At 65.7% G+C, this 22,041-nt stretch carries 19 protein-coding genes and 2 tRNA genes; 11 read left to right on the forward strand and 10 right to left on the reverse strand.

Annotated elements, in window-relative coordinates; translation table 11 throughout:
* Positions 1 to 4 precede the first annotated feature (4 nt).
* The 3 genes from AB7849_RS11340 to AB7849_RS11350 all read left to right on the forward strand — a co-directional run bounded on the left by AB7849_RS11340 (position 5) and on the right by AB7849_RS11350 (position 1,948).
* Positions 5 to 1,117, forward strand: coding sequence for a ribonuclease D (locus AB7849_RS11340; protein ID WP_369501080.1), 1,113 nt, complete (start codon positions 5 to 7; stop codon positions 1,115 to 1,117).
* Between the two features lie 194 nt (positions 1,118 to 1,311).
* The gene (locus AB7849_RS11345) at positions 1,312 to 1,680 is read left to right on the forward strand and encodes a VOC family protein (RefSeq protein WP_008214649.1); all 369 of its coding nucleotides are present in this window, start codon (positions 1,312 to 1,314) and stop codon (positions 1,678 to 1,680) included.
* A gap of 192 nt (positions 1,681 to 1,872) precedes the next feature.
* Positions 1,873 to 1,948: transfer RNA gene (locus AB7849_RS11350), tRNA-Ala, on the forward strand.
* Positions 1,949 to 2,047: 99 nt separating this feature from the next.
* Here AB7849_RS11350 and AB7849_RS11355 read toward each other — a convergent pair.
* Positions 2,048 to 2,124, reverse strand: a tRNA-Arg gene (locus tag AB7849_RS11355).
* Between the two features lie 115 nt (positions 2,125 to 2,239).
* Here AB7849_RS11355 and amaB point away from each other — a divergent pair.
* From amaB to AB7849_RS11385, 6 genes are all read left to right on the forward strand, one after another.
* Positions 2,240 to 3,775, forward strand: a complete 1,536-nt coding sequence (gene amaB / locus AB7849_RS11360) for an L-piperidine-6-carboxylate dehydrogenase (RefSeq protein WP_008214651.1) — start codon at positions 2,240 to 2,242, stop codon at positions 3,773 to 3,775.
* Positions 3,776 to 3,872: 97 nt separating this feature from the next.
* Positions 3,873 to 4,646 (forward strand): SDR family NAD(P)-dependent oxidoreductase, encoded by a 774-nt coding sequence (locus AB7849_RS11365; RefSeq protein ID WP_008214654.1) that lies wholly within the window; start codon positions 3,873 to 3,875, stop codon positions 4,644 to 4,646.
* 4 nt (positions 4,647 to 4,650) lie between these two features.
* Positions 4,651 to 5,418: a class I SAM-dependent methyltransferase gene (locus tag AB7849_RS11370; RefSeq protein WP_369501081.1), complete on the forward strand. Its 768-nt coding sequence runs from the start codon at positions 4,651 to 4,653 to the stop codon at positions 5,416 to 5,418.
* Positions 5,419 to 5,420: 2 nt separating this feature from the next.
* A complete protein-coding gene (locus AB7849_RS11375) occupies positions 5,421 to 6,458 on the forward strand; it encodes a quinone-dependent dihydroorotate dehydrogenase (protein ID WP_008214658.1) in 1,038 nt (345 codons plus the stop codon).
* A gap of 10 nt (positions 6,459 to 6,468) precedes the next feature.
* Complete coding sequence (murB, locus tag AB7849_RS11380; protein ID WP_008214660.1) at positions 6,469 to 7,491, forward strand: UDP-N-acetylmuramate dehydrogenase; 1,023 nt, start codon at positions 6,469 to 6,471, stop codon at positions 7,489 to 7,491.
* Positions 7,492 to 7,617: 126 nt separating this feature from the next.
* A complete protein-coding gene (locus tag AB7849_RS11385) occupies positions 7,618 to 10,323 on the forward strand; it encodes a M16 family metallopeptidase (protein WP_008214662.1) in 2,706 nt (901 codons plus the stop codon).
* Positions 10,324 to 10,514: 191 nt separating this feature from the next.
* On the opposite strand, the gene AB7849_RS11390 is transcribed toward AB7849_RS11385, so the two are convergent.
* From AB7849_RS11390 to AB7849_RS11405, 4 genes are all read right to left on the reverse strand, one after another.
* Positions 10,515 to 10,820: a hypothetical protein gene (locus tag AB7849_RS11390; RefSeq protein ID WP_008214665.1), complete on the reverse strand. Its 306-nt coding sequence runs from the start codon at positions 10,818 to 10,820 to the stop codon at positions 10,515 to 10,517.
* An 8-nt stretch (positions 10,821 to 10,828) separates the two neighbouring features.
* Positions 10,829 to 11,155, reverse strand: a complete 327-nt coding sequence (locus tag AB7849_RS11395; RefSeq protein ID WP_008214667.1) for a YbjQ family protein — start codon at positions 11,153 to 11,155, stop codon at positions 10,829 to 10,831.
* A gap of 29 nt (positions 11,156 to 11,184) precedes the next feature.
* The gene (locus AB7849_RS11400; RefSeq protein ID WP_008214669.1) at positions 11,185 to 11,940 is read right to left on the reverse strand and encodes a Bax inhibitor-1/YccA family protein; all 756 of its coding nucleotides are present in this window, start codon (positions 11,938 to 11,940) and stop codon (positions 11,185 to 11,187) included.
* 298 nt (positions 11,941 to 12,238) lie between these two features.
* On the reverse strand, positions 12,239 to 12,799 hold the full coding sequence (locus tag AB7849_RS11405; protein ID WP_008214671.1) for an NADPH-dependent FMN reductase: 561 nt from the start codon (positions 12,797 to 12,799) through the stop codon (positions 12,239 to 12,241).
* 180 nt (positions 12,800 to 12,979) lie between these two features.
* On the opposite strand from AB7849_RS11405, the gene AB7849_RS11410 reads away from it, so the two are divergent.
* Positions 12,980 to 14,707 (forward strand): sensor domain-containing diguanylate cyclase, encoded by a 1,728-nt coding sequence (locus tag AB7849_RS11410; RefSeq protein WP_008214673.1) that lies wholly within the window; start codon positions 12,980 to 12,982, stop codon positions 14,705 to 14,707.
* 118 nt (positions 14,708 to 14,825) lie between these two features.
* Here AB7849_RS11410 and AB7849_RS11415 read toward each other — a convergent pair whose 3' ends face one another.
* On the reverse strand, positions 14,826 to 17,087 hold the full coding sequence (locus AB7849_RS11415; protein WP_008214674.1) for a thiamine pyrophosphate-dependent enzyme: 2,262 nt from the start codon (positions 17,085 to 17,087) through the stop codon (positions 14,826 to 14,828).
* A 361-nt stretch (positions 17,088 to 17,448) separates the two neighbouring features.
* Positions 17,449 to 18,621: an acyl-CoA dehydrogenase family protein gene (locus tag AB7849_RS11420; protein WP_008214676.1), complete on the reverse strand. Its 1,173-nt coding sequence runs from the start codon at positions 18,619 to 18,621 to the stop codon at positions 17,449 to 17,451.
* A 224-nt stretch (positions 18,622 to 18,845) separates the two neighbouring features.
* On the opposite strand from AB7849_RS11420, the gene AB7849_RS11425 reads away from it, so the two are divergent.
* Positions 18,846 to 19,721, forward strand: a complete 876-nt coding sequence (locus AB7849_RS11425; RefSeq protein WP_008214678.1) for a DMT family transporter — start codon at positions 18,846 to 18,848, stop codon at positions 19,719 to 19,721.
* Between the two features lie 43 nt (positions 19,722 to 19,764).
* Here the strand turns inward: AB7849_RS11425 and AB7849_RS11430 are convergent, their stop codons facing one another.
* From AB7849_RS11430 to AB7849_RS11440, 3 genes are all read right to left on the reverse strand, one after another.
* Positions 19,765 to 20,154 carry a LiaF transmembrane domain-containing protein gene (locus AB7849_RS11430; protein WP_008214680.1) on the reverse strand — a complete coding sequence of 130 codons (390 nt, stop codon included), beginning with the start codon at positions 20,152 to 20,154 and terminating at the stop codon, positions 19,765 to 19,767.
* A gap of 84 nt (positions 20,155 to 20,238) precedes the next feature.
* Positions 20,239 to 21,162, reverse strand: a complete 924-nt coding sequence (locus AB7849_RS11435) for a 5'-nucleotidase (RefSeq protein WP_008214682.1) — start codon at positions 21,160 to 21,162, stop codon at positions 20,239 to 20,241.
* A gap of 112 nt (positions 21,163 to 21,274) precedes the next feature.
* Positions 21,275 to 22,036, reverse strand: coding sequence for an NAD kinase (locus AB7849_RS11440; protein WP_008214684.1), 762 nt, complete (start codon positions 22,034 to 22,036; stop codon positions 21,275 to 21,277).
* Between the last annotated feature and the right edge of the window lie 5 nt (positions 22,037 to 22,041).

Consider the following 22,041-nt stretch of genomic DNA (forward strand, 5'->3'; position numbering starts at 1 on the left):
TCCCATGCCCCCCGCAGCCCCCGCCGCCGAATGGATCGACCAGCGCCACGCCCTCGAGCGCTGGCTGGCCGAACTGCCGTCCGCCGCGTCGCCCGGACTCGACACCGAGTTCATGCGCCGCAACACCTTCCACCCGCAGTTGGCGTTGCTGCAGCTGGGTTGGGATGGCCGTTACGCACTGGTGGACCCGTTGGCGTTCGACATTGGTGACGCCTTGCGCCCACGCCTCGGCGCGACCAACACCGTGGTGGTGATGCACAGCGCCGGCGAGGATCTGGAAACCCTCGCCCCGTTCCTGCCCGAAGGCCCCGGCACGCTGTTCGACACCCAGATCGCCGCCGCCTTCGCCGGCATGGGCCTGGGCATGAGCTATCGCGCGCTGGTAGCCGAACTGGCCGGCGTCGAGCTGGACAAGGGCGAAACCCGCTCGGACTGGATGCAGCGTCCGCTCACCGAATCACAGTGCAGCTACGCCACGCTCGACGTGGTGTATCTGGACACCATCCACGCCCAGCTCGCCGAACGCCTGCAACAGCGCGACCGTACCGCCTGGCACGCCGAAGATTGCGAACGCCTGAAGCAACGCGCCAGCCATCGCGACGGCGACCCGCAGCCGCAGCGCGGCTCCCGCGGCGCGGCCGAGTGGCCGCGGACGCAGCAAGCGCTGTTGCGCCGCATCCTGCTGTGGCGTGACCGCAGCGCCCGCACGCTCGACCGCCCGCGTCCCTGGCTGCTGGAAGATGCGCTGGCGATGAGCCTTGCCCAGCAACCGCCCGCCAGCCTCGCCGAACTCGACCAGCGCAGCCGTGGCCAACGCGCCCTGCGTTCGCCGCAACGCGCCGAATTGTTCGAACTGCTGGCGCCGCCGGTGTCCGACGAGGAGCTGGCCAGCACCGCATCCATTCCTGCCGTACCACAAGGCGAGGCGAAAAAAGCACTCGGCGCGATGAAGCAGCGGATCGACCAGCGCGCGACCGAACTGGACCTGCCGCCTGGCCTGCTATGCCCGCGCAAGGTGTTGGAGGAATACGTGGTCACTGCCGAATGGCCCGACTTCCTCGACGGCTGGCGCCGCAGCGTATTGCACGACGAGCTGTCCGCCCTGTTGCCTGGCTGATCCGCACAACACCACCCGGCAATTTCCCTCCGGAAGTGCGTGTAAAGTGCAAACAGGTGTGGCCGGGGATTCCCAGGTCATGTTGCCCAGCTGATCCATGCACGTGGTTGACGGGCGTGGTTCGCATGGCCGCTCAGGAAGGCCACGCCACCACGCGATTTCAACGATGCATAGTCGAGGAATCTGGAGAACCCATGTTCGACCATATCGTATTCGGAGTCAGCGACTACGCTGCGAGCCGAACGTTTTTTCTCAAGGCACTCGCGCCCATTGGCATGGCCGTAGTCTCGGAAGGAGCACCGGGAATCGAACTCAGCGCAGACGGCAAGTCTTCCCTGTGCATCCGAAGAGCCGGCGAAAAGTCTGGACATCTCCATCTGGCGTTTGTCGCCGAAAGTCGTGAACAAGTCCAAGCCTTCTATTACGCGGCACTGGAGGCTGGCGGCACAGACAATGGCGCGCCCGGGCTGCGTCCCAACTATACGGGGCGATACTATGCGGCCTTCGTCATTGGTCCGGACGGGCACAACATCGAGGTTGTTTGCCACGAGCCCGAGGCCTGACCGTTTGCCGCAATCGACCGTCAACCATTACGCAAGCTGCCGGCGGCCGAGCTCAGGCCGTGTGTATCGCTCCATTTTTGAACGGCAGCTTTGCGCAACCACCAGCCGATGCCGCGCAATCCTTGCCGCGCCAAGCTTCCACACAGGGTCTTGGCGACACCCCGACACGCTGCTAAGATGCCCAGCTCGCGTGGGGCGGTAGCTCAGCTGGGAGAGCGTCGCGTTCGCAATGCGAAGGTCGTGGGTTCGATCCCCATCCGCTCCACCACGCGTATCAACAAAAAAGCCGAATCTTCGAGATTCGGCTTTTTTGTTGCCTTGTCCCCGGAAACGACGAAGGCCGGCAGTGCCGGCCTTCGCTTGCAAATGGTGCCCTCGAGACGATTCGAACGTCCGACCTGCCCCTTAGGAGGGGGCCGCTCTATCCAACTGAGCTACGAGGGCAAGGCGCGAATTCTGGCATGGATCGACGCTTTGCGCGATCCGGCCAACTTGACCCGCCTGCTAGAATCGGCGTTTTGAAACAGGACGCTCTCGCGCGTCCGGCACAGGAGTCCGCATGTCCCACAGCATTCTCACCGCACTCGGCCTGGCTGAAACCAATTCCGGCACCTACCTTGGCAACGGCGAATGGTCGAAGACCACCGACGCCGGCACGCTGCAGCCGGTGAACCCGGCCACGGGCGAAGTGATCGCCACCGTGCACGCCTCCAGCGCCGGCGATTACGAGACCATCGTCAAGCGCGCGCAGGAAGCCTTCAAGGTGTGGCGTACCACGCCGGCGCCGCGTCGCGGTGAAGCCGTGCGCCTGGTTGGCGAAGCCCTGCGCAAGCACAAGGATGCGCTGGGTTCGCTGGTCTCGCTGGAGATGGGCAAGATCAAGCCCGAAGGTGACGGTGAAGTGCAGGAGATGATCGACATCGCCGACTTCGCCGTGGGCCAGAGCCGCATGCTGTACGGCTACACCATGCATTCGGAGCGCCCCGGCCATCGCATGTACGAGCAGTACCACCCGCTGGGCCTGGTCGGCATCATCAGCGCATTCAACTTCCCGGTCGCGGTGTGGGCGTGGAACGCCATGCTGGCCGCCGCCTGCGGCGACATCTGCATCTGGAAGCCGTCGCCGAAGGCCTCGCTGACCTCCATCGCCACCATCAAGATCGCCAACGAGGCCTTGAAGGACGGCGGTTTCCCCGACCTGTTCTTCCTGTTCAACGATGCCGGCAACGAGCTGGCCGAAACCTTCGTCGACGACAAGCGCATTCCGCTGGTCAGCTTCACCGGCTCGACAAAGATCGGCCGCATCGTCGGCGAGCGCGTGGCCCGTCGCATGGGTCGTTCGCTGCTGGAGCTGGGCGGCAACAACGCCATCATCCTGGACGAAAGCGCGGACCTGAAGCTGGCCATTCCCGGCATCGTGTTCGGCTCGGTCGGCACCGCCGGCCAGCGCTGCACCAGCACGCGCCGCCTGTTCGTGCACGAGTCCATCCATGACCAGGTGGTCGACACCCTGATCAAGGCCTATGGCCAGGTCGAAGGCAAGATCGGCGACCCGACCGACCCGAAGACCCTGATGGGTCCGCTGAACAGCGCCGACGCCGTGCAGGCTTACCTGGATACGGTGGAAAAGGCCAAGGCTGCGGGCGGCACGGTGCGTACCGGCGGCAAGGCACTGACCGATCGCAAGGGCAACTTCGTGCTGCCGACCATCGTCACCGGCCTGAAGAATTCCGATGCAGTGGTGCAGCACGAAACCTTCGCGCCGATCCTCTACGTGATGCCGTTCAAGAGCATCGACGAAGCCATCGACATGCAGAACGACGTGCCTCAGGGCCTGTCCAGCGCCATCTTCACGCAGAACCTGAAGGTGGCCGAGCAGTACCTGTCCGCGGCCGGCTCCGACTGCGGCATCGCCAACGTCAACATCGGCACTTCCGGTGCGGAAATCGGCGGCGCGTTCGGCGGTGAAAAGGAAACCGGCGGTGGTCGCGAATCCGGCTCCGACGCATGGAAGGTCTACATGCGCCGCCAGACCAACACCATCAACTACTCGAGCGAACTGCCGCTGGCGCAGGGCATCAAGTTCGACCTGTAAGCGCACGACTGGCGGCAGGCTTTCCGCGGGAAGCCTGTCGCCGACACCGCTGTCCCGATGCGCTCCGCGCCCGGGACAACAGAACACGGTACGCCCCATGACAAACGCGCTTCCCTTGCCCTTTCGCCTGCCCGGCTACCGTGTCGTCATCGCCGGAGGCAGCAAGGGCATCGGCCGCAGCATCGCGTTGGCCTTTGCCGAAGCAGGCGCAGCCGTCTCCGTCTGCGCCCGCGGACAGGCCGCACTGGACGACGTGGCACACGAGATTGCCGCACATGGTGGTGTCACCCATGCACAAGGCTGCGACCTGGCCGACCCCGCCGCCATCCGCCGCTACATCAACGCGGCGGCCGAAGCACTCGGCGGCATCGACGTGCTGGTCAACAACGCCAGCGGCTACGGCTTCAGCGACGATGACGATGGCTGGCTCGCCGGCTTCAATGTCGACTTGATGGCCGCCGTGCGCGCTTCACGCGAAGCGCTGCCTTATCTGAAGCAATCGCCGCACGCCAGCATCGTGCACACCAGTTCCATCGCCGCCTTCCACCCGCGCCGCAACGGCGCGCCGTATGCCGCGGTCAAGGCAGCGCTCAGCCAGTACACCACTTCGCAGGCGCTGGCATTGGCCGAAGACCGCATCCGCGTCAATGCAATCGCCCCCGGCTCGATCGAATTCGCCGACGGCCTGTGGGACCGGCGCAAGCGCGAGGAACCCGCGCTGTATGCCTCCACCCTGGCGAAAATTCCGTTCGGACGCTACGGCGCGCCAGAGGAGATCGCCCACGCCGCACTCTTTCTCGCTTCGCCCTGGGCCGGCTGGATCACCGGCCAGACGCTGTGCGTGGATGGCGGCCAGGGCCTGTCGGGTTGATGCCATGAACACGTTGCAATCCACCGAACGTTTCAGCGATCGCGTCACCGACTACGTGCGCTATCGCCCCGATTATCCGGCCACCCTGCGCGACTGGCTGCACCACGAACAGGGCGTGACCTCCGACTGGCAGGTCGCCGACATCGGCGCCGGCACCGGTATTTCCAGCAGGCTGTTCCTCGACGCCGGCCATGCGGTCACCGCAGTGGAACCCAACGCCGCCATGCGCGAAGCGGCCGTTGCATGGCTGGGCGCGAATCCGAACTTCCGTGCCATCGACGGCCGCGCCGATGCCACCGGCCTGCCTGCTGCCAGCATCGATCTGGTGACGGTGGCGCAGGCGTTCCACTGGTTCGATCCGGAAACCACGCGACGCGAGTTCCAGCGCATCCTGCGTCCGGGCAGGCTGGCGGCGATCTTCTGGAACTCGCGCCGGCTCACCGGCACGCCGTTTCTCGAAGGCTACGAGGCCCTGCTGCAACGCTACGGCACCGACTACACCCGCGTGGCCGAACGCTACGCCGACGATGCCAGCATGCGTGCATGGTTCGGCGCCGGCTGGCGCGGCGGTGCCCGCTTCGACCACAGCCAGCAGTTGGACTTCGAAAGCCTGCGCGGCCGCCTGATGTCGTCGTCCTATGCCCCCCGGGCCGGTCACCCGCAGCACGCGCCCATGCTCGCCGCGCTGCGTGACCTGTTCGACCGCTGCCAGACGAACGACCGGATAAGCTTCGACTACGACACCCGCATTTTCACCGGAACAGTGAGCTGAGCATGTACGACTACCTGCGCCCCCTGCTGTTCGCGCTCGACGCCGAGACCGCGCACCGCCTCACCCTGTTCGGCCTGGGCGTAGCCCACCGCAGCAACCTCGCCAGATACGTGGCCACGCCCGCAGACGACCTGCCGGTGGAAGCGTTCGGCATCCGCTTTCCCAACCCGGTGGGCCTGGCCGCCGGACTCGACAAGAATGCCGAGCATCTGGACGAACTGGGCGCGCTCGGTTTCGGCTTCGTCGAGGTCGGCACGGTGACGCCGCGTCCACAGGACGGCAATCCGAAACCGCGCATGTTTCGCCTGCCACAGCGCGAAGCCATCATCAACCGGATGGGCTTCAACAACGCCGGCGTGGATGCGCTGGTGCGCAACGTGCAGAAGTCCGACTACCGCGGCGTGCTTGGCATCAACATCGGCAAGAACAAGGACACCGCGAACGAGCATGCGGTGGACGATTACCTGTTCTGCCTGGAACGCGTGCATGCGCACGCCAGCTACATCACGGTGAACATTTCCTCGCCCAATACCCAGGGCCTGCGCGACCTGCAGCAGGAAGAAACATTGCGCCGCTTCATCGGCACCCTGCGCGAGGCGCAGGAACGACTTGGCGCCCAGGCCGGCGCGCGCAAACCGATGCTGCTGAAGATTGCCCCCGACCTTTCCGAGAGTGAACTCGACGCCATCGCCGACGTGCTGCTCGCCTGCGGCATCGACGGCGTGATCTGCACCAACACCACCGTCGACCACAGCGCCGTCGTCAACGAACCCAACGGCGGTGAAGCCGGCGGGCTGTCGGGCAAGCCGCTGTTCGCACACTCCACCGCCGTGTTGCGCGGCATGCGCAAGCGGCTGGGTGAACGCATCGCCATCGTCGGCGTCGGTGGCATCCTCGATGGCGGCGACGCCGCCGAGAAGCTCGATGCCGGTGCCACCTTGGTGCAGCTTTATTCCGGGCTGGTCTATCGCGGTCCGAAACTGGTGGCCGAATGCGTCGACGAAATCCGCCGCCAGCGCGAGCACGCCGATGCCATCTGAGCGAATCGACATGGGTGGTTACACGCTGAGCGACAACGCCCCGCTGACCCACCGCAACACCTTGCGCGTGGCGGCCCAAGCCAGGCTGCTGGCCGAAGTCCGCGACGCCGCCAAACTGCCCGAGCTGCTGGCCTACCCCGCCGTGCGCAGCGGCAAGGTGCTGGTGCTGGGTGAAGGCAGCAACGTGCTGTTTGCCGGCGACTTCGACGGCACCGTGATGGCGATGGCCACGCAAGGCGTGCAGGTGGAAGCCGATGGCGAGCGCGCCCGCATCGCCGTGGCCGCCGGCGAACGCTGGGACGACTTCGTACGCTGGACGCTGGGCCAGGGCTTCGCCGGACTGGAAAACCTGATCCTCATCCCGGGCACGGTCGGCGCCGCACCGATCCAGAACATCGGCGCCTACGGCACCGAGGTCGCCGAATTCATCGAGAGCGTGGAAGCCTGGGATACCCGCGAACAACGCGTGGCCACGCTGGACAACGCTGCCTGCGCCTTCGCCTATCGCGACTCGGTGTTCAAGTGCGAACCGGATCGCTACGTCGTCACCGCCGTACGCTTCAGCTTGCCGCGACAACACGAACTGCGCCTGGACTACGCCGGCATCCGCGAAGAACTGCGGCGCATGGGCGTGGACAAGCCCGCGCCCTTCCATGTCGCCGAGGCGGTGATCCACTTGCGCACGCGCAAGCTGCCCGATCCGGCGGTGATCGGCAACGCCGGCAGCTTCTTCAAGAATCCCGTGGTCGATGCCGCACTGGCCGAAGCACTGCAACGCGACCACCCCGAACTCACCGCATGGCCGCAACCGGATGGTCGCCGCAAGCTGTCCGCCGCGTGGCTGATCGAGGCCGCCGGCTTCAAGGGCCGGCGCGAAGGCGACGCCGGCATTTCCAATCGCCACGCGCTGGTGCTGGTCAACCACGGACACGCCAGCGGTGCCGAACTGTGGGCCTTTGCGCAACAGGTCATCGAGGGCGTGCAGGCGAAATTCGGCGTGCGGCTGGAGCCGGAACCGCGGGTGATCGGCTGAGTCTGTACCCGTGCCATGTGGCACGGGGTCCGGTCGCGACATGAGCGCAAAATGGTGTGGATATGCCTGTCCGGGCGCCACGCATCCGTTGTCGCGCCCGCCTCATCACACAAGGAGTCGTCGACAATGAAGTTGAACAAGCTCAAGCCCCTGGCCTGGGGCGTCATGCTGGGCATGGGCCTGCTGGCCGGTCCGGCGCTCGCCCATGCCGACGCCAGTCCGGCGACCGCTGGCCAGGACGCCAACGTGCTGCGCGCCACCCTGGACAACGGCTTGCGCGTGGTGATCGTGCGCGACACGCTGGCACCGATGGTGACCACGCAGATCACCTATCTCGCCGGCAGCTACGAAGCGCCCAAGGGTTTCCCCGGTACCGCACACGCGCTGGAACACATGATGTTCCGCGACAGCACCGGCCTCACCGGCGCGCAGCTCAACGAGATGACCGGCAAGATGGGCGGCGACAACAACGCCTTCACCACCAACGACGCCACCCAGTATTACTTCGTGGCGCCGTCGGCCTATCTCGACATCCTGCTGCACATCGAGGCATCGCGCATGCGCGGCGCCAAGCTTGATGCGAAGGACTGGAGCCTGGAGAAAGGCGCGATCGAGCAGGAAGTCTCGCGCGACATTTCCGACCCCGGCTATATCGCCTTCCAGAAGGCCGAGCGCCTGCTCTACGGCGGCACCGGCTACGCCGAGGATGCGCTGGGTTCGCGGCCCTCGTTCGACAAGACCACCTCGAAAATCCTGCACGATTTCTACAACGACTGGTACGAGCCGAACAACGCGATTTTCGTGATTGTCGGCGACGTCGATCCACAGGCCACGCTGGCCAAGGTGAAGCAGTTGTTCGGCGCCATCCCCGAACACGCCACGCCGGCACGCCCGCTACTCAAGCTGCAACCGTTCAAGTCGCAGACCATTGCCAGCACCACGCCGCAGGGCACCGGCTCGGTGCAGTTCATGTACCGCATGCCCGGCATGCAGTCCAAGGATTTCGCCGCCACGCAAATTCTGCTGGACGTGCTCGGCAACGCGCGCAGTTCGCTGTCCGAACTGGCAGTACAAGGCAAGGTGTTGAGCGCCGATGCCGGGCTACAGCCATTCACCCGCGGCGGCATCGGCACGATCGAGGTCGGCTTCGCCAAGGGTGCCGATCCGAAGCAGGCCCAGGCCGATCTCGATGAGGTGCTGAACAACCTGCTGAAGAACGGTGTCTCCGCCGACCTGGTGGAAGCGGCCAAGCGCTCCGAACTGGCCCAGGCCGAGTTCAACAAGAACAGTGCGGTGACCCTGGCCAGCTCGTGGTCGCAGGCATTGGCATGGCAAGGCCTGGATTCACCCGCACAGGCCGAGGACCAGATCCGCGCAGTGACCGTGGCCGACGTCGACCGCGTTGCGCGCGAATTCCTGAAGCCGGACGCGCGCATTACCGTGGTGCTCACGCCCAACCCGAACGGCAAGCGGCCGCCGGACAGCAATGGCTTCGGCGGTACCGAATCCTTTGCCAGCAACGACAAGCTCGACGCACCGCTACCGACGTGGGCGGCGGGCCCGCTGGGCACGCTGTCGATGCCGCACTGGACGCTGGCACCCGTCTCGATGACGCTGGACAACGGCATCCGCCTGATCGTGCAGCCGGAAAACATCAGCAAGACCGTCACCGTGGTCGGTCACATCGACCACGACGCCGGCCTGCAGGAACCCAAGGGTCAGGAAGGCGTGGGCAAATTGCTGGGCTCGCTGTTCGATTACGGCAGCGCAGACCTGGACCGTAGCGCCTTCCACAAGGCGCTGGACGCCATCGCCGCCAGCGAAAGCGGTGGCTCCGATTTCCGCCTGGCGGTGCCCAGTGCCGATTTCGACCGCGGCATGCAGCTGCTGGCCGACAACGAACTGCACCCGGCGTTGCCGCAAAAGGGTTTCGAGGTGCAGCGCGACGCGCTGTCGCGCAGCCTGGCCGGCGAGATGCAGTCGCCGCGCTACAAGATGTTCCGCGCGCTGCGCACGGGGCTGTTGCCGGCAGGTGATCCCGGCCTGCGCGAAGCCACGCCGACCACGGTAAACGCCCTCACCCTGCCCGACGTGAAGCAGTACTTCGCGCAGACGTATCGCCCCGACCTCACCACGCTGGTCGTGGTGGGCAACGTGACGCCGGCGCAGGCCAAGGCCACGGTGCAGAAATACTTCGGCGGCTGGAAGGCGCAGGGTCCGAAGCCCGACGTCATCCCGAAGCCGGTGCCGCTCAACCCCGCCAGCTATGCCGTGGTGAACAACGCCTATGCCTCGCAGGACCAGGTACTGATCGGCCAACAGCTCGCGGTGAACCTGCATGACGTGAACCGCTATGCATTGAAACTGGGCAACGACGTGCTCGGCGGCAACGGCTTCGCCTCGCGCCTGATGGTGGATGTGCGCGTGCGCCACGGCTACGCCTACGGCGCCAGTTCCGGCATGGACTTCGACCGCTCGCGCTCGATCTTCTACGTGCAATACGGCAGCGACCCGGCCAAGGTGGCGCCCGTCGACGGGCTGATCCAGAAGAATCTGGTCGAGATGCAGACCACGCCGGTGAAGGCCGACGAGCTGGTCAACGCACGCCAGTTCGAGATCCGTTCGATCCCGCTCGGCGTATCCAGCGTCAACGGCATCGCCCGCTCACTGCTGCAATGGGGTTATCAAGGCCTGCCGCTGGACGAGCCGATGGTGGCCGCCAAGCATTACCTGAGCCTCACCGCCGAGCAAGTGCAACAGGCGTTCAAGACCTACCTGCACCCGTCGAACATGGTGCAGGTGGTGCAGGGGCCGAAGCCGGCGAAACACTAAGCACCAAGGCAATGAAGCCGGCCCGCGTCATGCGGGCCAGTTCAAGGTCAAAGCTTGTGCTGCCGGGCACGCAGCCGCGGCGCAGGAGCAACTCGCGTAGGAGCCCGCTCGCGGGCGATGCTCTCCCGAATCTCGAAAAGCATCGCCCGCGAGCGGGCCTACACGATCACTTCGGATCTTTGCACAGCCGCTCAGGCCACCCGCCCCACTTTCGCCTTCACGTAATGCCGGCCGCCATCGGCGGGGTCGTGATACACCGCCACCAGCGCGCCGGTTTCCGGATCGACGAAACGCTCGCCGGTATCGATCCAGCGCGGATCGGGGCGGTCATCCTGCAACGGCTTGTAGCGCCAACGCTCGATCGCCAGTCCCACCACCAGCAGCAATCCGCCCACGATGAGCTGCGGCAGCAACATCGCGAACAGGCCGGTGATCGCCGCCAGCACTGCGCCAAGCAGCAGCACGCCGCCGACGACGTACAACACGACAGGCAGCATGGTGCGACTCAGATGGCTGGCGGATCGAGCACCACGGCGGTGCCATAGGCGACGATCTCGCTCATCGTCTGGCCGATTTCGGCCGAGTCGAAGCGCATCATCACCACCGCGTTGGCGCCCATCGCGGTGGCATTCTTCACCAACCGGTCCAGCGCATGCCGGCGCGCCTCTTCCAGCATCTGCGTGTATTCGTGGATCTCGCCGCCCACGATCGAACGCAAACCGGCCATCAGGTTGCCGCCGATGCCACGGCTGCGCACCACCACGCCGAACACCTGGCCCTTCACTTCACGCACCTGGCGGCCGTGAACATTTTCCGTCGTGACCACGATCATGCCCTGCCCCTCCGCATTGAAAATGCCGATCAGCGACGCGCCTTCGACAGCAGGCGCAGAATTTCCATGTACAGCCACACCAGCGTCACCATCAACGCGAACGCGCCGTACCATTCCATGTACTTCGGCGCGCCCTGTGCGGTGGCGCGTTCGATCATGTCGAAGTCGAGCACCAGGTTCAGTGCCGCCAGACCCACCACCAGCAGGCTGAAGCCGATGCCCAGCGCGCCGGATTCGTGGATGAAGGGAATCTGGATGCTGGTGAACGCACGCAGGCCGATGTCGACCAGGTACAGCAGTGCAATGGCGCCGGTGGCGGCCACCACGCCCATGCGGAATTTGTCGGTCACCTTGATGATGCCGGAGCGATACAGCAGCAGCATCACCGCCAGCACGCCGGCCGTGAGCATCACCGCCTGCAGCACGATACCCGGATAACGCATTTCCAGCATCACCGAAATGCCGCCCAGCGCGCAGCCTTCGGCCATCGCGTAGAACGGTGCGGTCAGGCCTGCCCAGCGGCTGGCAAACGTGGTCACCAGCGCCAGTACCAGGCCCACGATCAGCCCGCCCCAGATGTACGGCGAGATCGCCGCCAGCCCGGCCGGCAAGCCGCCGCTGCGTGCCACCTCGACGAAGTGGTGCCAGGTCCACCCACCGGTGATCACCGCCAGCAACAGCAGCAACCCGGTGCGGGCAATGGTGCCGTTCATGGTCATCCGCTCGCCGGTGGCGGGCAAGTCGCGGAAGGCTTTTTCCTGCAGGACGGGATTGCCGGAACGCATCGTGGTTGACTCCTGGGGACAATGAAATGGCTGCGACCGCCAGCCGTAGCGGCCCATCCTAACCCGCGGCCTGCACCGCGTCACTCGGATGCCACGGCATGTCACACGGGTACGCGGCACACGGGTTATCCGGCAACCGGACCGGCTGATACCGGTTCATGGACCACAGTCCGCCGCGCGGGTTCGCTGCCGCAGAACCGACGATCCGGCAGTTACTCTGGCCAGCACGCCTTTCGCCGGACAACCAGCTCGATATTCGGCAGCAGTCGTACCGATGTCGTGCAGGCAAGCCGGGCCCTCAGGCCTGCAGGTGACTGCGCACCCACGCCACGTAGCGGTCGACGAACCCTTGCAGGAATTTCTGCGTGCCCTCGTTGGACACGCGTCCCTCGGCGTCGATCAGCGTGTCGTCCTTGAACTGCACGTACACCTCCGGCTGCGCCAACAGCACCACATCCAGGTAGGCCAGCACGTTGCGCAGGTGTTGCTGGGCCAGCGCGCTGCCGGTGGCGCCGATGGAGGCGCCGATCACGCCGCCGGGCTTGCCGGCGAAGGAATTGGTCCCCCAGGGCCGAGAGCCCAGGTCAAGCGCGTTCTTCAGCACGCCGGGAATCGAGCGGTTGTATTCCGGGGTGACGAACAGCAGCGCATCGGCCGATTCGACAGCCTGTTTCAGCCGCTTGCCCTGGGCTGGATAGTCCCCGTCGAAATCCTGGTCATACAGGGGCAGATCGTCGATCCGCACCGGCTCGAACACGACATCGTCCGGCGCCAGCTGCGCCACGGCCCGCGCCAGCCGCCGGTTGATCGAAGCCTTGCGCAGGCTGCCGATGAATACCGCTACTTTGATCGTGTCCATGCTGCCTCCTGACGGGCCGGAAAATCGCCACCGGCGGCATGCGGCCACGCGACCGGGACTCGAAGTATCCACTCTGCCGCAATATCGGCGTAGCCTGTGTGAAGGGTGCTCCGCCATGAACGGACCCGGCGACGTTTCACGCACCCAGGCGACCAAGGATCAGTACTCGGGGGGTGGACTATGGGGAAATGGCACTGGCCATCCGGTCCGGCGTGGCGTTGGCTGCCCGCGCTGGGCATGGCGTTGCTTTTGCTGGGCCCTGCCGTTCATGCCGCCACGCCGCTCAACGGTGCCTGGCGCGAAGTGCAGGCTGGCGACACGCCCCAACGCGTACTGCAGGACTACCGCCACGGTGACCTGCGCAGCTTCGATCCGGGCCAGTTGCAGCATTTCCCGGTGCAGGGATTGGGCGCGTGGGTGGTCCTGCAGGCCCAGCCGCCCGGAGCCCTTGCCGGCCACGTGCTGACGGTCAACCCGCCGCCACCCGGCAAGGTGGCGCTCTACGATGCCTACGGCACCGCCGTAACGCTGGCGCTGGATGACTTCACCGCCCCCAGCCACGCCCATGGACGCCTGGCCTGGTCGCTCGGCGATGACCCGCACGGCGCGGGCCTTGTCCTGCTGCGCTTCGAACCCGGGGCTGGTGCGGTGGCGCCTGCCAGCTTTGCCCTGCTCAGCGCCAGCGAATTCCTGCGCCTGGACGCGCGCTGGCTGGTTTTCGCCAGTGCCTGCTTTGCGGTGATGCTGGCCATGGCGCTGATGGCGCTGTGCATTGCGCCAATGCTGCGCGATGCCACGTTCGCCTGGTATGCCGGTTTCCTGCTCTGCTACGCGTTCATCCAGGGCACACGCAGCGGTTTCCTGTTCCATCCATTGGAGATGGCATGGCTGGCCGGCCTCTCGCCCGTGGCCACCTCGGTCGCGATCGGTTTGTCGATGGCCTTTGCCGCACTGTTCGCGGTGCGCTTTTGCGAGTTGCGCCGCTTTGCCCCGCTGCTTCGCGCGCCGGCGATGGCGCTGGCGGTGGGCACGCTGCTGGTGACCGTGATGCGCACCTGCGGCTTCCAGCCACTGCAGAACATCGGCCAGTTGCTGATCGACCCGCTGCTGATCCTCGGCTCGGTGCTGCTAGGCGTGGCCTCGCTGGTCGCCGCGATCCGCGGTTCGCGCCACGCATGGTTTTTCCTGTTCGGCTGGATGCCCTTGCTGGCGTTGACAGCGCTGTGGAGTGCCGAAATCAGCGGCACCCTGGCCGGCGCCCGCTGGCTGGGCAACGCCAGCCTTGCCGCCGGCGCACTGGAAGCGCTGGTGCTGTCGTTCGGCCTGGCCGACCACGCTCTCAGCATGCGCCGCGCGCATGCCTCGGTGCAGGTGCTGGCCGACCATGATGCGCTGACCAATGTGCTCAATCGGCGCGCCTGGCGCGAGGCCGTCGAGGAAACCTTGCGCGCCCATGTCGGACAGCCGATGACACTGCTGTTCCTCGACCTCGACCATTTCAAGATCCTCAACGATCACCAGGGCCACGCGGCGGGTGATCGCGCACTGGTCGCCGTGGCCGACGCCCTGCGCCACGAGCTGCGTCCGCTGGATCGGCTCGGTCGCTACGGCGGCGAGGAATTCGTGGCACTGCTGCACGGCACACCACAAGAACCAGCCACGCAGGTGGCCATCCGCCTGTGCCGCCGCGTGCACCGGCTGGAGATCCCGCTGGACAACGAAGGCGGCCGCCTCAGCGTCAGCATTGGCCTGGCCATGCACCATCCGGACGAAACCATGGACAGCTGGATCGAACGCGCCGACCAGGCCATGTATATGGCCAAGCTGGACGGCCGCAACCGGGTCCAGGTAAGCGGCACCCGCCCCAAGGCCGTGCGCTCGCGGCAACCGTTGAAGGTCGTGGAATAAGCTTGGCCTGAGCGGGGGGCGTGCATCCACCTCGTCTATTCCAACACTCGCCATTCCGGCGCAGGCCGGAATGACGAGCAGGATCATGGCGGGGCTGGATCTACAGCCCCATCTGCGCTCAGGCCAGTTTGCGCGCCGCGGCCACCACGTCTGCGTCACCCGGCAACACCAGGAAGGCCGCACCGGCCAGTGGCGTGAACGTGTCGGCGCCCACCACGCGCTGCAGCGGCGTGCTGCCGAAGCCGGCCTCGACGATGGCGGTGATTACGCCCTCGCCCACGCCGGCGCTCTTGCGCCCTTCGTCCAGCACGATGATGCGTTTGGCACTTTTCGCCTGCGCGGCGATGAAGTCGTCGTTGAGCGGCGCCAGCCAGCGCAGGTCGACCACGCGCACCTTCCAGCCCTGTTCTTTTTCGATGGTGCGCGCGGCGCGCAACGCCATCGGTACGCCGTTGCCGAAAGTGAACACCACCAGGTCGTCCGCATCCGCGTCGTAGACGCGCCCTTCGCCCAGGGTCATCGCCTCGCCCGGCGCGGGATAGGCGAATTGCCACGCGCCGTCGCCGGCTTCGTACAGATCCTTGGCCATGTACAGCGCGATGGGTTCGAGGAAAGCGCAGACGCGGCCATCCACCTTGGCCAGCGCGGTCAGCGTGCGCAGCATGGTGGCGGCATCGTCGCCACGCGACGGGCAACCGACGACCAGACCGGGAATGTCGCGCAGCGCGGCAATCGAGTTGTCGTTGTGGAAGTGGCCGCCGAAGCCGCGCTGGTAACCCAGCGATGCCACGCGCATCACCAGCGGGTTGCGGTACTGGTTGTTGGAGAAGAACTGCAGCGATGCGGCCTCGCCGCGGATCTGGTCGCCCGCATTGTGGAAATACGCCAGGTACTGGATCTCGGGAATCGGCAGCATGCCCATGTTGGCGTAGCCCTGGGCCAGGCCGAGAATGGTCGTCTCGTCGAGCAGCGTATTGAACACGCGACTGTTCTTGAACGCCTTGTGCAGGCCTTTGGTAACCGTGTACACGCCGCCCTTCTGCGCCACGTCCTCGCCGAACAGCAGCGACTCGGGGTACTTCGCCATGATGTCGTGCAGCGCCTGGCCGATCTGGATCGCCAGGTGCCGCGGCGGCTGGTTCTCCGGCAGCTTCGCCTCGCCGCCGAACGCCTTCAGCCGCGCCTCGGCGTAATCGCCACGCTCGGCCTCGGCCTTCACTTTGGCTGGCGTGTACGGCGCCAATGGCGCCATCACGTCATCCAGCCGTTCCAGCCGCGGACGACGGTCGGCTTCCTCGGCCGCGGCGAAGCAGCGCTTGCGCATGGCTTCGTACATGGCCAGCAATTCGTCCTTGTCGTACACGCCCGATTCCAGCGCAATCGCGGCCGAACGCAGCAGCGGATCGGTCGCCTCCAGCGCTACCAGTTCCTCGATCGAGCGCCACTCGATCTCGAAATCGGTACCGGCGTGGCCCATGATGCGGGTGGTCTTCAGATGCAGGAAAGTCGGGCGGCGCGTGTGGCGGCAATGTTCCACCGCGCGCTGCACCTGCGCATAGCCTTCAGCCAGGTCGAGGCCATCGGCGAAGAAATAATCGAGGTTCGAGCGCTGACGGAAATTGCTCGCCACCCAGTCGTTCGGCGTCTTCACCGAGATGCCGATGCCGTTGTCCTCGCACACGAACAACACCGGCGCAGGCAGCTTCTGGTAGGCGGTCCAGCCAGCCGCGTTGAACGCGGTCTGCGCGGTGGCGTGGTTGCTCGACGCATCGCCGAACGAACAGATCGCAATGGAATCGTCCGGCACCGGCAGCACGTGGCCGATACGCCGTGCGTGGTCGATGGCCACCGCCGTGCCCAGCGCCTTGGGCAGGTGCGAGGCGATCGTCGAGGTCTGCGGCAACACCCACAACGGCTTGCTGCCCCACACCTTGTGGCGACCACCGGAGGCGGGATCGTCCTTGCTGGCGGCGAACGACAACGCCGAATCCATCACCGGGTCCATCCCCGGCAACTTGCGGAAGCGCTCGGCCATGAAACCGCCGGAACGGTAATGCAGGAAAGCCGGATCGGTATGCCGGGTCAGTCGCGCCACCATCGCATTGCCTTCGTGACCGGACGAACCGATGGTGTAGAACACCTTGTTCTGCACGCGCAGCACGCGCGCCATCAGATCGAGATGGCGCGAGACCAGCTGCGACTCGAACAGCTCGCGAAAACCCTTGGCATCAAGCGCACTGCCCGGCAACACCGGTTCGTCGTCACGCGGCGCCGCATGTGTCTCACCCTGCCATTGCTGCACGAACTCGCTGAAGTTCTGATCGACGATTTCGGCGCGATTGAAACCCTTGTGACGTGCGGCGATAGGCGTGGTGGACATGGTGCAAGATCTTCCGTAGCTGGGCGTGCCAGGGCACGACAAAAAGGGATTATCGATCCGGGGAACCTGGCGCCGCCAGCGCAAGAGCAATCCTGCCGGCCGCGGCATGCGGGACAGCGCCAGGGCGGTGCCAGTGCGGAACACCCGCAACGAGTGTTCCGCGCAGTGGCGATGGCGTGTCGCTGACCGGCATGTCCGAAAGCCTTTGTTCACCGACCGTCGTCCCCACTCCGCGCAGGAGAGAGGGTCGAGACGAGGAAGGCTTGCGATATCTCCATGACCGAAGCACGCTTCGATGTCGGGTCTTCGCAAGATTGGCCCCTCACCCCGGCTCTCTCCCCAACGGAGAGAGGGAGACGAATCAGAACGCGTTGATACCAGTCAGCTCGCGGCCCACGACCAGCTCGTGCACGGTTTCCGTGCCTTCGTAGGTGATCACCGATTCCAGGTTCAACGCGTGGCGGATCGCGCCGTGCTCGGTGGTGATGCCGGCGCCCCCGAGGATGTCGCGGCACTGGCGCGCGATGTCGATGGCCATGCGGCAGTTGTTCCACTTGGCCAGCGACACCTGGGTGGGCGCCATGGTGCCGGCGTCCTTCAGGCGGCCGAGCTGCAGCGACAGCAGCTGCGCGGTGGTGATGCGGCGCGCCATGTCGGCCAGTTTGAGCTGGACCGCCTGGTTGGCGGCCAGCGGGCGGTCGAACAGGATGCGTTCGGCGGTGTAGTCCAGCACTTCCTTGAGGCAGGCCTGGGCGGCGCCGATCGGACCCCAGGTGATGCCGTAACGGGCCTGGGTCAGGCAGCCCAGCGGCCCCTTCAGGCCCTTCACGTTGGGCAGGCGATTCGCATCGGGCACGCGCACGTTGTCGAAGAACAGCGCGGAGGTGACCGAGGCGCGCAGGCTCATCTTCTTGTGGATCTGCTGCGCGGTGAAGCCCTTGGTATCGGTCGGCACGATGAAGCCCTGAATGCCGTCCTCGGTCTGTGCCCAGACAATGGCGACGTGGGCGAGGTTGCCGTTGGTGATCCACATCTTGGCGCCATTGATGACCCAGTCGCCGCCGTCCTTCTTGGCATTCGTCTTCATGTTGGCCGGATCGGAACCACCGTGCGGTTCGGTCAGGCCAAAGCAGCCGATGATCTCGCCCGCCGCCATCTTCGGCAGGTAGGCCTGTTTCTGTTCCTCGCTGCCGTAGGCGTAGATCGGGTACATCACCAGCGAGCTCTGCACCGAGGCGAAGCTGCGCAGGCCCGAGTCGCCGCGTTCCAGCTCCTGGCAGATCAGGCCGTAGCTGACCCCGCTCATGCCGGCGCAACCGTACTTCTCCGGGATGGTGGCGCCGAGCAGGCCGAGACTGGCGATCTCGGGGATCAGCTCGGTCGGGAAGCGCGCCTGATCGAAGCAGTCGCCGATGATCGGCAACACCTTCTCGTCGACGAAACGGCCCACGGTGTCCTGCACCATGCGCTCCTCGTCGGTGAGCAGCGAACGGACGTCGTACAGATCAAGCGGGTTCAGGCGCGGGGCAGCCATGCAAAGACTCCGTGGTGAAAGGGAATCTTCCGATTGTAGCTGGCCCGTTCCCATCAGGTCATGGCGGTATGCGGCATGACAGAGGTGGTTCCGTTCCACGCCCCCTTTCCCAATGGGCATCATCGAATGATGCGACGCAACACGAATCGTGCGAACATGGCGATCTTGCCATGCGTGCATGCGGTCGCGGCACGCAAGCTCGTCCCCACTTCCATCGAACACCCATGGTCAAAGGCATACTGCTGGGCTTCGCCTGCTTCGCGGCCTACGCGATGAGCGATGCCTTCGTGAAGTCGCTGCACGGTACGCTGCCGCCTTACGAAGCCGTGTTCTTCGGCGGCTTGCTGGGGCTGGCTGCGCTGCCCTTCATCATGGGCAAGGGGGATCGCTGGAGCGACGTGTTTTCCGCCCGTCGCCCGAAGCTCTGGTGGATCCGCGCGCTGGCTGGCGCGCTCGGCAATATCTGCTCGGTCACCGCGTTCACCCTGCTGCCGATGGCCGAGGTGTTCTCGATGATCTTCCTGATGCCGATCTTCGTGACCATCCTCTCGGTGTTTCTGCTGAAAGAACACGTGGGCTGGCGACGCTGGACTGCCGTGCTGATCGGTTTCGCCGGCGTGCTGGTGGTATTGCGTCCCGGCTTTCGCGTGTTGGGGCTGGGCGACCTGGCCTCCATCCTGTGCGGCCTGTGCGCGGCCATCTCGGTGGTCGCCCTGCGCATGGCTGGAACGGAAGAAAAGCGCGTATGCCTGTACGGCGCCGGCGTGATCGGCCCGCTGGTGGTCGGCGGCCTGCTGATGCTGCCGCACTTCATCTGGCCTGACCTGCACCAATCCTTTCTGCTCGCCGGCTACGGCCTGCTCGCCGCGCTGGCCGGCGTGCTGCTGATGTACGCCACCCTGATCGCCCCCGCCAATCGCGTCGCCCCCACCCAGTACAGCCAGATGCTGTGGGCCATCGTGTTCGGCTACTGGCTGTTCGGCGACAAGCTCGACTGGCCGATGCTGGTCGGCATCGTAATGATCCTGGGCGCCGGCCTGTTCACGCTGGTGCGCGAGGAAAAGAAGACCAGCTGGTGGCGGCGCACGCGGGTCCTCTAAGGCGTGACGTTTGCCACGGCATCGCAGCCGGCGCCGCCATGGATCACCAGCGGCTGCGTGAACGCTGCCGACGCGGGCCACGCACCAGCATGCACACGCCACCGTAGATAACGAACAGCGGCCACCAACGCGCCCACGACAGCGGCACGATGAACATCAGCGCCACCAGCACGATGGCGGATGCGCTGAGCAGCTCCTGCCAGACCAGGGCGTCGGCGTGACCCAACCGGCGGTAGCGCGCCCAAGCGTCACCCAGCGGCCAGGCGGCAGCCAGCAGGATGAACCAGGCCCACCAGCGATTCCAGTCGAAGAAGGGCCAGTCGATGCCCAGGTTGCCAAGAAGGAAGAACACGCCCACCGCGATCACGGCCAGCGCGGGAATCAGTCGTTCGTGGCCACTGCGTGGCAGTTTGTCGGCATCGTCGTCGGTCATGTCCCTTGCCTCCCTGAAGTTGCCGCCACGATAGGGCGCCAACCCGGCGCAAGCCAGTGACAGGCGTCACCTCGAACGGGTGCCTCAGCGGTTGCTTACCCCGTGCGGCACGTGCCCCGTCGCCACGTGCCGGCGCGCAGATTCCACGTTGGCCGGCGAATCGTCGAAGAAGATGTCGGCACCGAAGGCATCGAGGAACGGGCCCTTGTCGCGGCCGCCGAGGAACAGCGCCTCGTCGATGCGCACGCCCCATTTGCGCAAGGTGAGGATGACGCGCTTGTGCGCGGGCGCGGAGCGCGCGGTGACCAGCGCAGTGCGGATCGGTGAGTTCTCGGCCGGGAACGCCGCCTGCAGGTGATGCATGGCGGTGAGGAAACCGCGGAACGGGCCGACCGAGAGCGGCTCGGTGGCATGCTCGGTCTCGCTGCGATGAAAGGCTTCCAGACCTTCCTCGCGCGACACGCGCTCGCCTTCGTCGCCGAAGATCACCGCATCGCCATCGAAGGCAATGCGCAGCTGCTCGCTGGCCCGCGGTGGCGCAGTGCTGGGCAGAATCGTCGCCGCCGCCACGCCGGCGGCCAGTGCGCGGCCTACGTCCTCGGCGTTGGCGGACAGGAACAGATCGGCCTTGAACGGCGCGATGTAATCGGAGGTCGGTGCGCCGCTGGTGAAAGCGGCGCGACTGATCTCCAATCCGTAATGCTGGATCGCATTGAAAATGCGCAGGCCGGTGTCACCGGAATTGCGCGACAGCAGGATCACCTCGACCGGCGGCACATCGCCAGCCAGCCGATTGAGGCCGAGCAGCTTCTGCACCAGCGGAAAAGCCACGCCCGGCTTGAGGATGTCGTTTTCGTGCTCGATCTGGAACGCACGATACGCATCCAGTCCATCGCGCTCGAACAGCGCGTGGCTGTCGCCCAGGTCGAACAAGGCGCGCGAGGAAATCGCCACGACGAGGCGTTTGTCGGTCGCGGCGGCAGGATCATGGGCGGTCGGTGGATTCATGGCATCAATCTAGCGCAAGGAGCGAGGAGTGAGTGGAGAGGAGTGAGAAGTGAGAGAAAAGCGTAGCCCGCTGTCTCTCACTGCTCACTTCACGATCCTCACTTCTGCCTTTTCATTCGGAAGCGAATTGTTCGTCGAGTATGCGCTGTTCCAGATTGTGCTCCGGGTCGAACAACAGGCGCACGCCCTGCCCTTCGGCTTGCACCACGTCCACCGTGCGCACGTCGCGCACCTCCAGGAAGTCGGCGGTGGCACTGACCGGGCGCTTGCCCGGATCAAGCACGCGCAGGCTGACCCGGGTGCGATGCGGCAAGATCGCGCCACGCCAGCGGCGCGGCCGGAACGGGCTGATCGGGGTGAGCGCCAGCACGTTGGCGTCCAGCGGCAGGATCGGCCCGTGCGCGGACAGGTTGTAGGCCGTCGAACCCGCCGGCGTGGCCACCATCACGCCATCGCAGGTCAGGTTGGGCAACTTCACCGTCTCGTTGAGCTTCACCTCCAGGTGCGCGGCCTGGTTGCTCTGCCGCAGCAGCGAGACTTCATTGAAAGCCAGCGCCTGGTGCACGTTGCCCTTGGCGTCCGTGGCACGCATGTCCAGCGGATACAGCACCGCGGTGTGTGCGCGATCGATGCGCTCGGGCAGGCCATCGAGCCGGTGCTTGTTCATCAGGAAACCGACGCGGCCGAGCTTCATGCCGTATACCGGAATCTCGAGCGCACGATGCGCATGCAGGGTGCGCAGCATGAAACCGTCGCCGCCCAGCGCCACGATCACCTCCGCGTCGATGGCAGGCACGTCGCCGTAACGTTCGACGAGCTTGCGGCGCGCCTGCTGGGCGACGCTGGTGTCACTGGCAACAAAGGCGAAGCGCATGGGAA

This window comes from Rhodanobacter sp. FW021-MT20, from assembly GCF_041107475.1.
In the GTDB taxonomy this organism is placed as follows: domain Bacteria; phylum Pseudomonadota; class Gammaproteobacteria; order Xanthomonadales; family Rhodanobacteraceae; genus Rhodanobacter_A; species Rhodanobacter_A glycinis.

What these genes read in the sequence shown, in the direction of transcription:
- AB7849_RS11395 (WP_008214667.1), bottom strand. Translation starts at nt 11,155, where the DNA reads ATGATCGTGGTCACGACGGAAAATGTTCACGGCCGCCAGGTGCGTGAA.
- AB7849_RS11400 (WP_008214669.1), bottom strand. Translation starts at nt 11,940, where the DNA reads ATGCGTTCCGGCAATCCCGTCCTGCAGGAAAAAGCCTTCCGCGACTTG.
- AB7849_RS11420 (WP_008214676.1), bottom strand. Translation starts at nt 18,621, where the DNA reads ATGGCTGCCCCGCGCCTGAACCCGCTTGATCTGTACGACGTCCGTTCG.
- AB7849_RS11340 (WP_369501080.1), top strand. Translation starts at nt 5, where the DNA reads ATGCCCCCCGCAGCCCCCGCCGCCGAATGGATCGACCAGCGCCACGCC.
- AB7849_RS11435 (WP_008214682.1), bottom strand. Translation starts at nt 21,162, where the DNA reads ATGAATCCACCGACCGCCCATGATCCTGCCGCCGCGACCGACAAACGC.
- AB7849_RS11415 (WP_008214674.1), bottom strand. Translation starts at nt 17,087, where the DNA reads ATGTCCACCACGCCTATCGCCGCACGTCACAAGGGTTTCAATCGCGCC.
- AB7849_RS11345 (WP_008214649.1), top strand. Translation starts at nt 1,312, where the DNA reads ATGTTCGACCATATCGTATTCGGAGTCAGCGACTACGCTGCGAGCCGA.
- AB7849_RS11410 (WP_008214673.1), top strand. Translation starts at nt 12,980, where the DNA reads ATGGGGAAATGGCACTGGCCATCCGGTCCGGCGTGGCGTTGGCTGCCC.
- AB7849_RS11390 (WP_008214665.1), bottom strand. Translation starts at nt 10,820, where the DNA reads ATGCTGCCTGTCGTGTTGTACGTCGTCGGCGGCGTGCTGCTGCTTGGC.
- AB7849_RS11385 (WP_008214662.1), top strand. Translation starts at nt 7,618, where the DNA reads ATGAAGTTGAACAAGCTCAAGCCCCTGGCCTGGGGCGTCATGCTGGGC.
- AB7849_RS11440 (WP_008214684.1), bottom strand. Translation starts at nt 22,036, where the DNA reads ATGCGCTTCGCCTTTGTTGCCAGTGACACCAGCGTCGCCCAGCAGGCG.
- AB7849_RS11405 (WP_008214671.1), bottom strand. Translation starts at nt 12,799, where the DNA reads ATGGACACGATCAAAGTAGCGGTATTCATCGGCAGCCTGCGCAAGGCT.
- amaB (WP_008214651.1), top strand. Translation starts at nt 2,240, where the DNA reads ATGTCCCACAGCATTCTCACCGCACTCGGCCTGGCTGAAACCAATTCC.
- AB7849_RS11425 (WP_008214678.1), top strand. Translation starts at nt 18,846, where the DNA reads ATGGTCAAAGGCATACTGCTGGGCTTCGCCTGCTTCGCGGCCTACGCG.
- AB7849_RS11365 (WP_008214654.1), top strand. Translation starts at nt 3,873, where the DNA reads ATGACAAACGCGCTTCCCTTGCCCTTTCGCCTGCCCGGCTACCGTGTC.
- AB7849_RS11430 (WP_008214680.1), bottom strand. Translation starts at nt 20,154, where the DNA reads ATGACCGACGACGATGCCGACAAACTGCCACGCAGTGGCCACGAACGA.
- AB7849_RS11375 (WP_008214658.1), top strand. Translation starts at nt 5,421, where the DNA reads ATGTACGACTACCTGCGCCCCCTGCTGTTCGCGCTCGACGCCGAGACC.
- murB (WP_008214660.1), top strand. Translation starts at nt 6,469, where the DNA reads ATGGGTGGTTACACGCTGAGCGACAACGCCCCGCTGACCCACCGCAAC.
- AB7849_RS11370 (WP_369501081.1), top strand. Translation starts at nt 4,651, where the DNA reads ATGAACACGTTGCAATCCACCGAACGTTTCAGCGATCGCGTCACCGAC.